Annotated in this window: 9 protein-coding genes, 2 tRNA genes and 1 CRISPR repeat array; of the genes, 5 read left to right on the top strand and 6 right to left on the bottom strand. The window is 61.6% G+C overall.

Annotation, left to right across the window (positions count from 1 at the left end; all coding sequences use genetic code 11):
- Window positions 1-68: 68 nt before the first annotated feature.
- Complete coding sequence (locus tag Q8K08_RS18765) at window positions 69-470, bottom strand: DUF2147 domain-containing protein (protein ID WP_304800715.1); 402 nt, start codon at window positions 468-470, stop codon at window positions 69-71.
- 133 nt (window positions 471-603) lie between these two features.
- On the opposite strand from Q8K08_RS18765, the gene hisA reads away from it, so the two are divergent.
- From hisA to Q8K08_RS18750, 3 genes are all read left to right on the top strand, one after another.
- Window positions 604-1,323: a 1-(5-phosphoribosyl)-5-[(5-phosphoribosylamino)methylideneamino]imidazole-4-carboxamide isomerase gene (hisA, locus tag Q8K08_RS18760; protein ID WP_305251227.1), complete on the top strand. Its 720-nt coding sequence runs from the start codon at window positions 604-606 to the stop codon at window positions 1,321-1,323.
- A 91-nt stretch (window positions 1,324-1,414) separates the two neighbouring features.
- Window positions 1,415-2,176, top strand: a complete 762-nt coding sequence (hisF, locus tag Q8K08_RS18755) for an imidazole glycerol phosphate synthase subunit HisF (protein ID WP_304800719.1) — start codon at window positions 1,415-1,417, stop codon at window positions 2,174-2,176.
- Entirely contained in the window at window positions 2,173-2,490 is a 318-nt protein-coding gene (locus tag Q8K08_RS18750) for a phosphoribosyl-ATP diphosphatase (protein WP_305251225.1), read from the top strand. The genes hisF and Q8K08_RS18750 overlap by 4 nt, the downstream gene beginning before the upstream one ends.
- 124 nt (window positions 2,491-2,614) lie before the next feature.
- Here the strand turns inward: Q8K08_RS18750 and Q8K08_RS18745 are convergent, their stop codons facing one another.
- Both Q8K08_RS18745 and rlmB read right to left on the bottom strand, forming a co-directional pair.
- On the bottom strand, window positions 2,615-3,037 hold the full coding sequence (locus Q8K08_RS18745; protein WP_304800723.1) for a CoA-binding protein: 423 nt from the start codon (window positions 3,035-3,037) through the stop codon (window positions 2,615-2,617).
- Between the two features lie 141 nt (window positions 3,038-3,178).
- Window positions 3,179-3,988, bottom strand: a complete 810-nt coding sequence (gene rlmB / locus Q8K08_RS18740) for a 23S rRNA (guanosine(2251)-2'-O)-methyltransferase RlmB (RefSeq protein ID WP_304800725.1) — start codon at window positions 3,986-3,988, stop codon at window positions 3,179-3,181.
- Window positions 3,989-4,129: 141 nt separating this feature from the next.
- Here rlmB and Q8K08_RS18735 point away from each other — a divergent pair.
- Window positions 4,130-4,213 (top strand) — tRNA-Tyr (locus Q8K08_RS18735).
- 198 nt (window positions 4,214-4,411) lie between these two features.
- Here Q8K08_RS18735 and Q8K08_RS18730 read toward each other — a convergent pair.
- Together Q8K08_RS18730 and Q8K08_RS18725 are read right to left on the bottom strand one after the other, a co-directional pair.
- Window positions 4,412-4,486: transfer RNA gene (locus Q8K08_RS18730), tRNA-Gly, on the bottom strand.
- A gap of 152 nt (window positions 4,487-4,638) precedes the next feature.
- Entirely contained in the window at window positions 4,639-8,100 is a 3,462-nt protein-coding gene (locus Q8K08_RS18725; protein ID WP_305251222.1) for a pyruvate carboxylase, read from the bottom strand.
- Window positions 8,101-8,328: 228 nt separating this feature from the next.
- Between Q8K08_RS18725 and Q8K08_RS18720 the strand changes: the two genes are divergently transcribed.
- Window positions 8,329-10,707, top strand: a complete 2,379-nt coding sequence (locus tag Q8K08_RS18720) for an ATP-dependent helicase (RefSeq protein WP_305251220.1) — start codon at window positions 8,329-8,331, stop codon at window positions 10,705-10,707.
- A gap of 64 nt (window positions 10,708-10,771) precedes the next feature.
- On the opposite strand, the gene Q8K08_RS18715 is transcribed toward Q8K08_RS18720, so the two are convergent.
- Entirely contained in the window at window positions 10,772-11,917 is a 1,146-nt protein-coding gene (locus tag Q8K08_RS18715) for a benzoate/H(+) symporter BenE family transporter (protein ID WP_304800731.1), read from the bottom strand.
- 72 nt (window positions 11,918-11,989) lie between these two features.
- A CRISPR array of direct repeats spans window positions 11,990-12,208; the repeat unit is 24 nt; unit sequence CCAACCCCAGGGAGGAGGAGGGGG.
- Window positions 12,209-12,224 lie beyond the last annotated feature (16 nt).

Here is a 12,224-nt window from a genome sequence, read left to right as displayed (position 1 = left end):
CCCCTCCAACGCAAATGGCGCAGAGCAATCTTCACTGCTCCGCGCCCCCGTCTCAACCCGAAGCGTGCTTAATTGATTCGGGTCCAGGTGCCGCCATCACGGCAGATGCCCAGCACACAGCCAGAGATCGCCAATCCGTTGCCCTGCAAGACCATCTTGGAGTTATAGGTCTTGTTGCGATCCGGCGACCAGACCTTGCCATCGGCATAGGCGCCGCCGCCCTTTGATTTCATGTCCCAGATGATCCGCTTGCCAACATTGGGCGAAGCGATCTCTTTGCCTGTGCCATCGAACGCCTTGACCAGCGTTCCACAGACGGCTGCACCACAGGCTTGCACCTGCACATGGCCAAAGTTGCCATTGTCATCGGGCTTGGTTTTCCAAAGCCCGACAGCCGGATCGGCAAACGCAGCGGAAGCGGTAAAAACTACGGCGGCAGCCAGTGCCACGCGGGATACGAATCTGTTCATGCGGTCCTCCTCCCTGAAGGTTCGCAGATCATCCGCAATCCGCTCCCGCTCTTGCAAGCATGACGTCGGGTCGCGGACCTCTTGGAATTGCGCGGCAGCCATGCCAAAGGGGGGGAAAGTCAAAAGGTGCGCCATGATCCTCTATCCTGCCATTGATCTGAAAGACGGCCAATGCGTTCGCCTGTTGCGTGGCGAGATGTCCGCCGCCACTGTTTTCGGTGACGATCCGGCAGAACAAGCCGCCAAATTCGAATCCGCAGGCTGCGACTGGCTGCATCTGGTTGACCTCAACGGTGCCTTCGCGGGTCAACCCGTGAACGCCGCTGCGGTGGAGGCGATCCTTGCCCGCATCAATGTTCCCGCCCAGCTTGGCGGCGGCATCCGCGACATGGCCACGATCGAGATGTGGCTCTCCAAGGGCCTTGCCCGCGTCATCCTTGGCACTGTCGCGGTGGAAAACCCTGATCTGGTCAAACAGGCGGCCCGCGCGTTTCCCGGCAAAGTCGCCGTCGGCATTGACGCCCGCAAGGGATTTGTCGCCACCAAAGGCTGGGCGCATGAGACCACGGTCCAAGCCACCGAGCTCGCCCGCAGCTTTGAAGACGCAGGCGTCGCCGCCCTCATCTACACCGACATTGACCGTGATGGTGCAATGCAGGGCCCCAATATCGATGCGACAGAGGCGCTCGCCCGCGCTGTCTCGATCCCGGTCATCGCCAGCGGTGGCGTGTCATCGATGGCCGATCTTACCGCCCTGCGTGACACCGGCGTTATCGCCGGCGCGATCTCGGGTCGCGCGCTCTATGACGGCGCCATTGACCTTGCTACGGCGCTTTCGGCTCTCAAATCCTGAATTGCTGCTTTCCAAATACTCCGGGGGCGCGCGTCGCGCGGGGGGCAGCGCCCCCCTTTCCCCGGCCAACCACACGCGCTAGGGTCCATCCATGCTGAAAACCCGCATCATTCCCTGCCTTGATGTCGCCGATGGCCGCGTGGTCAAAGGCGTCAATTTTGTCAACCTGATCGACGCGGGCGACCCGGTCGAAGCCGCCCGCGCCTATGATGCGGCGGGTGCAGATGAACTGACCTTTCTCGACATCCATGCCACCCATGAAAACCGCGGGACCATGTTTGATCTGGTCACCCGCACGGCCGAGCAATGCTTCATGCCGCTTACCGTGGGGGGCGGTGTGCGCAGCCATCACGATGTGCGCGCGCTCCTACTGGCCGGGGCTGACAAGGTCAGTTTCAATTCTGCCGCTGTCGCCAACCCTGACGTCGTTGCCGACGCCGCTGACCGTTTCGGCAGCCAATGCATCGTGGTTGCCATCGATGCAAAGACCGTCTCTCCCGGCAAATGGGAAATTTTCACCCATGGCGGCCGTAAACCCACAGGCATCGATGCGGTGGACTTTGCCCGGACCGTCGCTGCCAAAGGCGCGGGCGAGATCCTTCTGACCAGCATGGACCGTGACGGCACCAAGGGAGGCTATAATTTGCCTCTTACCCGCGCTATCGCCGATGCGGTGTCGATCCCCGTTATCGCGTCGGGCGGTGTCGGTACGCTGGATCATCTGGTCGAGGGCGTGACCGAAGGCCACGCCTCCGCCGTCCTCGCCGCTTCCATCTTCCACTTCGGCACCTTCACCATCGGTGAGGCCAAAGCCCATATGGCCGCTGCCGGCATTCCGATGAGGCTGTCATGACCGATACTCTGAGCCGCCTCGCAGCGACCATTGCCGCGCGCAAAGGTACCGATCCCGACTCAAGCTGGACCGCCAAGCTGCTTGCCAAAGGCCCCGAAAAATGCGCCGAGAAGTTCGGCGAAGAGGCAATCGAGGCGATCATAGAGGCGGTAAAGGGCGACCGCGCCAAGCTGACGTCCGAAGCAGCAGATGTACTCTACCACTTCCTCGTCATGCTCGCCGCCTGTGACGTGCGACTGGCAGACGTGCTTGCCGAACTGGACCGGCGCGAGGGGGAGTCTGGCATCGCGGAAAAGGCATCGCGGCAGCCCTGACAGAAAGATAAGTATTTGAGCCAAGATGAATGAAGGGCGCTTTGCTATGCCCATTCATCTTGGTTTAATTCTCATCTTGCGACAGGTGAAGCGGGCTTGCCGCTGAATGGCTGGTGATCCGGGATCAGACCAGCCCCAGCTTTGGTATTTCAATTGCCGGGCAGCGGTTCATCACCGCCTCGACGCCCCGCGCGCGAGCTCGGGCGGCTGCGGCCTCATCCTCGACACCCAATTGCATCCATACACAGATCAGTTCGGGGAAGCGTGCCAGCGCCTCATCCACCACCGCGCCTGCTTCTTCTGACCGGCGAAAGATGTCGACCATATCGACGTGCCCTTCGATTTCGGACAGGCTGGCGCGTACTATTTCCCCCAAAACGATTTGGCCGGCCTGACCGGGGTTCACCGGAATAACCCGATACCCTCGTTGCGCAAGATAAGAGGCAACGCGGTGGCTGGGGCGGTCAGGCTTGGGCGACCAGCCGACCAGTGCAATCGTGCGGCTGCGGGTCAGAATATCGGCAATACGCGCGTCTTCAGATGGCATGAATTCACCTGTGCAAGAAAAAGGCGCCACGGGGGTAAACCCGGGCGCCAAGTCGCGGAACGAGGGACAGTGAATAAAGGGCGGGAGTTCCAACCCGCACCCTATGACTTTGACATAAGAAGTTTGAGGCCGGGTTAAAGCTCATGTCGCGCTTTTGTGAACCAGCCGCCGACTCGCGGCATAAAGCGACACTGCAGCGGCGTTCGATACGTTCAGGCTGCCAAACGCGCCCGTATAGGGAATGCGCGCCAGATAATCGCAGGTCAGCTGTGTCTTTTCGCGCAGGCCCGGCCCTTCGGCCCCCATCACCAGCGCAATCGGGCGCTTGTTGGCCAAATCCAGCGCGCCTTCCAGCGTGTGCTCGGCTTCTCCCTCCAGCCCGATCAGGATATAGCCCATGTCGCGCAATTCCTGCATCGCATCTGACAGGTTGCCCACCCGCAGATAGGGCTGGCGCTCCAGTGCGCCGCTGGCGGTTTTTGCGAGGGCCCCGGTTTCGGGTGCCGAGTGGTGGCGGGGGGCAATCACCGCCCGCGCGCCGAACACCTCGGCCGACCGCAGCACGGCGCCCACGTTATGCGGGTCGGTCACCCTGTCCAGCAGTACAACCAGCGGCGCACCGGCACCTGAAATCGCCACATCTGCCAGCTTGCCCCAGTTCAGCGGCCGCACTTCCATCGCTGCACCCTGATGCACCGAGCCTTCATCAATCGGCACGTCGAACTTGCGCGGATCGGCAATCTCGGGCTCTATCCCCGATTGCGCCACCGCCTCCTCCAGCTTGTCGAGTGCGTTCTTGGTCAACACCAGCCGCAGCTTTTCGCGCGCAGGGTTCACCAGCGCATCGCGCACCGCATGCAGGCCAAACAGCCAGACGGTCTCCTTCGCTTCGGCACGCTTGCCGCGTTCCTTGTCGATCACCCATGTTGGTTTGGTGGTTCCGGTCTTCATCATTCAGCCTATTGTTCGGGCCATTGTTTCTGGCGCCACAGAATGCGGCGGGGCAGGGGGGATGCGCAAGCCGAAACTCTTGCCACCCCATTGCATTCGGCGCTTGACGCTCCCCGTGCCCTTGGGTATTCCGCCCCCGTCGGGTGACGAGCTGCAAGGTGCGGCAGCGGACTGTAACTCCGCCGGGGAGACCCACGCCTGGTTCGATTCCAGGGTCACCCACCATCATCCTTGGTGATGGCCGACAGCAAAGAAAGCCGCCTTCGGGCGGCTTTCCTTTTGCCTGCACCCAAATTGCAAAACCGACCATGCCCCGATGATACCTGTCAAGGCAGTGGAAAGGTGCCAAGCTTTAGTCTGGGTTATCCGGGGGATTGCAGCAAATGAAAAAAGGCAGCCGAAGCTGCCTGTTTCAAACCGAAATGGAGCGGGCGAGGCGATTCGAACGCCCGACCCTAACCTTGGCAAGGTTATGCTCTACCCCTGAGCTACGCCCGCACCGTTTCGGTAAGCGGTGATTTAGGGGATGGCGCGGATGCCTGCAAGGGAAAAATGCATGTGGTGACGGATTTTTCGCAAGGGTTTGCGAACGTCCAAAGAAAAAGGCCCCAACGCAACGCCGGGGCCTTCAAGCATCTGGAAAAGAAAGATTATTCCAGTTCGATCAACAGATCCTTGGCGTCGATCTGGCTTCCAGCATGAACGTGCAGCGCTTTGACCGTTGCTTCGCGGTCTGCGTGCAGGCCGGTTTCCATCTTCATGGCTTCGATGGTCAGCAATAGATCACCTGCCCGCACCTTTTGCCCCACTGTCACCGCCACAGATGCCACCGACCCCGGCATCGGCGCGCCGATATGGGCGGCGTTGCCCTCGGCCGCTTTGGGGCGCGAGGCGGTCTTGGCCTTTACGGCGCGGTTTGGCACCCGGATTACGCGCGGCTGGCCGTTCAGCTCGAAAAACACCTTTACGTCACCGTCTTCGGATACATCGCCCACGGCTTGCAGGCGCACTTCAAGCGTCTTGCCGGGGTCGATCTCGGCGGTGATTTCTTCACCCGAGACCATGCCGTAAAAGAAAGTGCGCGTCGGGAGCACACGCACCGGGCCATAGAGACGATGACGCGCGCGGTAATCCATGAACACGCGTGGATACATCAGGTATCCGTTCAGGTCTTCTTCATCCAGCATCTCGCCATCAGCGTCTTCCTGCCCCAGATGCAGTTCCTGCGCCAACTTGGCGCGCACTTCGGCCAGATCGACGGCAGGCAATGTCTTGCCCGGTCGTTCGGTCAGTGGGGCCTCGCCCTTCAGCACCTTTTTCAGGATGCCTTCGGGCCAGCCGCCATGGGGTTGGCCCAGATTGCCTTTGAGCATATCGACCACCGAGTCGGGGAAGGCCAGTTCCACGCTTGGGTCTTCGACCTGCGCGCGGCTCAGCCCTTGGGCCACCATGATCAACGCCATGTCACCCACCACTTTGGATGAGGGTGTGACCTTTACAATATCGCCAAACATCTGGTTGGCGTCGGCATAGGCCTGCGCCACCTCGGGCCAGCGGTCCTCCAGCCCCATAGAGCGCGCTTGGGCTTTCAGGTTGGTGAACTGCCCGCCGGGCATCTCGTGCAGATAGACTTCTGACGCGGGTGCCGGGGTGCCGGACTCAAATGCAGTATATTGCGCGCGCACCTGTTCCCAATAGTTTGAAATCTCGCGGATGGCGGCGATATCAAGACCAGTGTCCCGTTCGGTGTGGCGCAACGCCTCGACAATTGATCCAAGGCAGGGCTGCGAGGTGCCGCCCGAAAACGCATCCATCGCCGCATCCACTGCATCCACCCCGGCCTCACAGGCGGCAAGCACCGTCGCCGCGGCCGCGCCTGACGTGTCATGCGTGTGAAAATGCACCGGCAAGCCCACTTCTTGCTTTAGTGTGCGCACCAGAATCCGCGCCGCCGCAGGCTTCAACAACCCGGCCATATCTTTCAGGCCAAGGATGTGCGACCCGGCCCCTTTCAGTTCCAGCGCGCGCTCGACATAGTATTTCAGATCATATTTCGCGCGGTCAGGATCGAGCAGATCACCAGTGTAACAGATCGTGCCTTCGCAGACCTTGTTCGATTCCAGCACCGCATCCATTGCGACGCGCATGTTTTCAACCCAGTTGAGCGAATCGAACACCCGGAACACATCCACCCCGGTTTCGGCGGCCTGCTTCACAAATGCCTGCACCACATTGTCGGGGTAGTTGGTGTAGCCCACGCCATTGCTCGCGCGCAGCAGCATCTGCGTCATCAGGTTCGGCATCTGAGCGCGCAGGTCGCGCAAGCGCTGCCACGGACATTCCTGCAAAAAGCGGTAGGCCACATCAAACGTGGCACCGCCCCAACATTCCACACTGAACAGTTGCGGCAGATGCGCGGCATAGGCTGGAGCCACCTTGATCATGTCAATCGACCGCATCCGCGTGGCCAGCAGGCTTTGGTGCCCGTCGCGCATGGTGGTGTCGGTGATCAGCACCTTTTTCTGCGCCTTCATCCAGTCTGCCACCGCCTGCGGGCCTTTTTGCTCCAGCAGGTTGCGGGTGCCCATCGCGGGTTCCGTGCGCAACTTTGGCGCTTTCGGGGCCTTGGCTTCGGCCGCTGGCTTCGCGCGGCCCGCCGTCTCGGGGTGACCGTTCACCGTGATGTCTGCGATATAGGTCAGGATTTTCGTCGCCCGGTCGCGCCGCTTGCGGAACGCGAACAGATCGGGCGTCGTGTCGATGAATTTGGTGGTATAGCTGTCATCCAGAAAGGTCGGATGCTGCAACAGGTTGATCACGAACTCGATATTCGTGGCGACGCCGCGGATACGGAATTCGCGCAGTGCCCGGTCCATCCGCTTGATCGCCTTTTCCGGCGTCTGGGCATGGGCCGTCACCTTGACCAGCAGCGAATCGTAATACCGCGTGATCACGCCCCCCGCATAGGCCGTGCCGCCATCCAGCCGGATGCCGTTGCCTGTGGCTGACCGATAGGCGGTCAAGCGCCCGTAATCGGGGATGAAATTGTTCAGCGGGTCTTCGGTAGTGACCCGGCATTGCAGCGCGTGGCCGTTCAGCTTGACCTCGGCCTGATCGGCCACCCCCGTTGCCTGCGCCAGCGTCTTGCCCTCGGCAATCAGAATTTGCGCTTGCACGATGTCGATCCCGGTCACTTCCTCGGTGACCGTGTGTTCGACCTGCACGCGGGGGTTCACTTCGATGAAATAGAATTTTTCATCATCCATATCCATCAAAAACTCGACCGTTCCGGCGCATTCGTAATTCACATGGGCGCAGATCTTGCGGCCCATTTCGCAGACTTCGGCCCGCTGTTCTTCGGTCAGATACGGGGCAGGGGCGCGCTCCACCACTTTTTGATTGCGGCGCTGCACGGTGCAGTCGCGTTCCCACAGGTGGTAGATCTGGCCGTGCTTGTCGCCAAGGATCTGCACCTCGACGTGGCGCGCGCGCTGGATCATCTTTTCCAGATAGCCTTCGCCATTGCCAAATGCAGCCTCGGCCTCACGCCGGCCTTCGCGCACCTTGGTTTCCAGTTCATCCTCGGCCAGAATAGGGCGCATGCCGCGCCCGCCGCCGCCCCAACTGGCCTTGAGCATCAAGGGGTATCCGACCGTTTTGGCCTCGGCCTTGATCGCGGCCATATCCTCGCCCAGCACTTCGGTCGCCGGAATCACCGGCACCCCGGCCTCGATCGCAACCCGCCGCGCCGATGCCTTGTCGCCAAGCGCGCGCATGGTTTCGGCCCGCGGCCCGATGAACGTGATCCCGGCTTGATCGCAGGCCTCGACAAAATCGGGGTTTTCCGACAGCAGGCCATAGCCCGGATGGATCGCATCCGCGCCGCACATCTTGGCCACCCGGATGATTTCCGGGATCGACAGGTAAGCCCCCACCGGCGACAGGCCCTCACCGATCCGATACGCCTCATCCGCCTTGAACCGGTGCAGCGACAGCTTGTCTTCCTCGGCAAAGACCGCAACCGTCTTCTTACCCATCTCATTGGCGGCGCGCATCACGCGGATCGCAATCTCTCCCCGGTTGGCGACAAGAATTTTGCTGAACTCGGGCATGGCTAACTCCATCAAAGACGTGGCAACGGCGCGGCGAAGGCGCGGCAATCCGCCTCACTCTATTGGTGCTGCACTGCAGCGCAAGGGCACTCTGTCACCAAACTGCAAAGTTTGCGAAATATGCAGGCAGTTGTTTGCAGCTGCGAAACCCCGTCTTTCGGCAGCAAAAATGTGAACAAGTCACGAACAGATGCTTTTCTTCCCCTCAATCAGGCGTATAAATACCCGATGAACGATTGGGATGAAAACGACGCCTTCGAGGCTGCCGCCGCACCGCAAAGCGTGCCTTTGTCGCAACGCGCCATGGCCGCACGCCCTGCGCCATACCTTGACGACCTGAACCCGGCGCAGCGTTCGGCGGTAGAGGCGTTGGATGGCCCGGTCCTCATGCTGGCAGGCGCAGGCACCGGCAAAACCAAGGCGCTGACCAGCCGCATTGTGCATCTTTTGCACACGGGCCGCGCCCGGCCGAATGAAATCCTTTCGGTGACCTTCACCAACAAGGCCGCGCGCGAGATGAAAGAGCGTGTCGGCCGCCTGCTGGGGCAGGTGGCAGAGGGCATGCCGTGGATGGGCACTTTCCATTCGCTGTCGGTCAAAATCCTGCGCCGTCACGCCGAGCTGGCGGGGCTGAAGCCCAATTTCACCATTCTGGATACTGACGACCAGCTGCGTCTGTTGAAACAACTGCTCGCGGCGGCTGATATTGACGAAAAACGCTGGCCCGCCCGCATGTTGGCCGGGATGATCGACGGCTGGAAAAACCGCGCGCTGACGCCTGCCAACGTGCCCTCAAATGAAGCGTCCGGCTTCAACAACATGGGCACCGAGTTGTACGCCGCTTACCAGGACCGCCTGCGCACCCTTAACGCCACCGATTTTGGCGACCTTTTGCTGCATTGTGTCACCATCTTTCAGGCCCACCCTGATGTGCTGGGCCAGTATCAGCGCTGGTTCCGCTATATTCTGGTCGATGAGTATCAAGATACCAATGTCTGCCAATACCTCTGGCTGCGCCTGCTGGCGCAATCGCACAAGAACATCTGCTGCGTCGGCGATGATGACCAGTCGATCTACGGCTGGCGCGGGGCCGAGGTCGGCAATATCCTGCGGTTTGAAAAGGATTTCCCCGGCGCGACCGTCATCAAGCTGGAACAGAACTACCGCTCCACCGCCCATATCCTCGCCGCTGCATCAGGCGTCATTGCCGCCAATAAGGGCCGCCTTGGCAAAACCCTGTGGACGGCGGGCGAGCCGGGCGAAAAGCTGCGCTTGATCGGCCACTGGGATGGCGAGGAAGAGGCCCGCTGGATAGGCGAAGAGGCCGAGGCGCTGCAACGCGGCACCCGTGGTCTTGATCCCGTCAACCTTGACCAGCAAGCGATTCTGGTGCGCGCGTCGCACCAGATGCGCGCGTTTGAAGACCGTTTCCTGACCATCGGCCTTCCCTACCGCGTGATCGGCGGCCCACGTTTTTATGAGCGGCTGGAGATCCGTGACGCGATGGCCTATTTCCGCCTCGCCGTCTCGCCTGAAGATGATCTTGCGTTTGAACGCGTCATCAACACCCCCAAACGCGGCCTTGGCGACAAGGCCCAAGGCGACATTCAGCGCCTTGCGCGGGCGGCAGGTGTGCCCTTGCTCGATGGCGCGCGCGAAGCTGTGGCCAAGGGAACCATTGGCGGCAAGGGGGGCGGCCAGTTGCGCCAGTTTGTTGAGGGCGCAGACCGCTGGCACGCCATCACGCTAAACGCCGATTACAATCATATAGCCCTAGCCGAACAGATCCTTGACGAATCCGGCTACACGACGATGTGGCAAAACGACAAGACGCCCGAGGCTCCGGGCCGTCTTGATAACCTCAAGGAACTGGTCAAGGCACTGGAACAGTTCGACAATCTGCAAGGCTTCCTCGAACACGTGTCCCTCATCATGGACAATGAAACCGAAGAAGCGGTGGAAAAAATCAGCATCATGACCCTGCACGCCGCCAAGGGCTTGGAGTTCCCCGTAGTTTTCCTGCCGGGCTGGGAAGACGGATTGTTCCCAAGCCAGCGCAGCATGGACGAATCCGGCCTCAAGGGCGTGGAGGAAGAACGCCGCCTCGCCTATGTCGGCATCACCCGCGCGGAATCGCTCTGCACTGTCTCATTTGCCTCGAACCGCAGGGTCTATGGCCAGTGGCAAAGCCAACTGCCCTCGCGCTTCATTGATGAGTTGCCCGCCGATCATGTCGAGGTGCTTACCCCGCCCGGTCTTTATGGCGGCGGCTATGGTGCAGCAGCATCCGTGGGCTTTGGTTCCGGCCTAGAAGAACGCGTGTCAAAGGCCGATGTCTACAACTCCCCCGGCTGGCGTCGCTTGCAGGCGGGCCAAGCCGTGCGCCCGGTACAACAACCGCGCGAAACGCGGCACATTACCATTGATGCCGAAGCGGTTTCTGCCTTCACCATTGGCGACCGGGTGTTTCACCAGAAATTCGGCTACGGCCGCGTGACAGATATCGAAGGCGACAAACTCGACGTCGATTTCGAACACGCTGGCCCGAAAAAACTCGTTGCGCGCTTCGTCATTCCCGCAGAGCAGGCCGACGACGTGCCGTTTTAAGCCTGCCTTAACCATTCATCTTGGCAAAAATACTCAAATTCCACCGCAGCCCAAGTTGCGGACCTCAGCCGCGCTTCAACCGCTCCAGCCCGAAAATCACCAGCCCTGCAATCAGCCCCCAGAATGCCGCGCCTATCCCGAACACCACCACGCCCGACGCTGCAACGGCCAGCGTGATCGTGGCCGCAAACCGTGTGTCGACCACTGCATATGCGCCCGCCAGCGCCCCCATCAGCGGCCCCAGCAGCGCCAATGCCACCAGCGCGCCCATCACCTGCGGTGGCAAAGCGCTCAGCAGGATCATGATCGCCGGGGAACACAGGCCCAAAGCCACCCAGACGCCCGCATAGACCACGCCTACCTTCCAGCGCTGATCGCGGTCGGGATGAACGTCATCGCCCATGCAGATCGCTGCTGTGATCGCCGCCATGTTCACCGTATGCGCGCCAAACAGGGCTGAGGCCGCCGAAATTCCTCCGGTCACCGCCAGTGCCCGTGTGACCGGCGGCTCATACCCGGCCGCGCGCATGACGGCAAAGCCGGGAAGATTCTGGCTGGCCATCGTCACCAGATACAGCGGCACCCCCAGCCCGATCAGCACCCCCAGATTCCATTCCGGCCAGATGAACACCGGCACAGGGGCGGGAAACGGCACATCCGTCAGGATCGCCGCACCGGTCACAAAGGCCAGCGCCACCCCCATTGCCAAAGCCGCCAGTACGGCCAAGGCCGGGTTCCATAGCCGGACCAGCGCGAACACCGCCACCATTGGCAAAACCAGCCCCGGTGCCGCCTCGGCCGCTCCTGCACCTTTCAGACAAAATGGCAGCAAAACCCCGGCCAGCATTGCCGCTGCAACGCCGTCGGGGATAGATGCAACCAACCGCCCCAATGGGCGCACCGCTGCCGTCAGCGCAATCAGCGCGCCCGCCATAACAAAGGCTCCGACGGCTTGCGGCATCGTCACGCCTGTTGTGGCTGCAATCAGCGCCGCCCCCGGTGTAGACCACGCCAGCACCACCGGCACCCGGTTCCATACCGACAGCCAGCCCGAGCCAACTGCCTTGGCCAGCGATACCGCCAGCACCCAGCTCGCGGTCTGGCCCGCGTCGGCCCCCACTGCTGCCGCGGCTGCCAGCACCAGCGCAATGGTGGACCCATAGCCAACAAATGCCGCCACAATAGCCGCCGATATCAGGGAAATACGCATGCTGTCCTCATTCTTGGGGCGACGATGCGCGGCACCCGCCGCGACCGCAACCCCCGAAAATGAAAACGGCGGCGCCCAGGGAGGAGGAGGGGCGCCGCCGCATCATTCACAACCAACCCCAGGGAGGAGGAGGGGGCCGGCGTATCAGGGAACCCAAACCCCAGGGAGGAGGACGGGGTCAGAGTTCCACTTTTCAGTCCAACCCCAGGGAGGAGGAGGGGGCAGGACCGAACAGGGTGGGGGACAAGCCCCCGTATTTCGGGTGCGGCGACCCCAGGGAGGAGGAAGGGGCCGCCGCGATTCCGAC

The organism is Pseudotabrizicola sp. (assembly GCF_030684215.1).
Classification (GTDB): domain Bacteria; phylum Pseudomonadota; class Alphaproteobacteria; order Rhodobacterales; family Rhodobacteraceae; genus Pseudotabrizicola.
The sequence above is the reverse complement of the archived record's forward strand: the minus strand, read 5'-3'. Positions and strand labels throughout refer to the sequence as shown.

Coding starts and splice junctions, on each gene's coding strand:
- Q8K08_RS18765 (WP_304800715.1), bottom strand. CDS start 470: ATGAACAGATTCGTATCCCGCGTGGCACTGGCTGCCGCCGTAGTTTTT.
- hisA (WP_305251227.1), top strand. CDS start 604: ATGATCCTCTATCCTGCCATTGATCTGAAAGACGGCCAATGCGTTCGC.
- hisF (WP_304800719.1), top strand. CDS start 1,415: ATGCTGAAAACCCGCATCATTCCCTGCCTTGATGTCGCCGATGGCCGC.
- Q8K08_RS18750 (WP_305251225.1), top strand. CDS start 2,173: ATGACCGATACTCTGAGCCGCCTCGCAGCGACCATTGCCGCGCGCAAA.
- Q8K08_RS18745 (WP_304800723.1), bottom strand. CDS start 3,037: ATGCCATCTGAAGACGCGCGTATTGCCGATATTCTGACCCGCAGCCGC.
- rlmB (WP_304800725.1), bottom strand. CDS start 3,988: ATGAAGACCGGAACCACCAAACCAACATGGGTGATCGACAAGGAACGC.
- Q8K08_RS18725 (WP_305251222.1), bottom strand. CDS start 8,100: ATGCCCGAGTTCAGCAAAATTCTTGTCGCCAACCGGGGAGAGATTGCG.
- Q8K08_RS18720 (WP_305251220.1), top strand. CDS start 8,329: ATGAACGATTGGGATGAAAACGACGCCTTCGAGGCTGCCGCCGCACCG.
- Q8K08_RS18715 (WP_304800731.1), bottom strand. CDS start 11,917: ATGCGTATTTCCCTGATATCGGCGGCTATTGTGGCGGCATTTGTTGGC.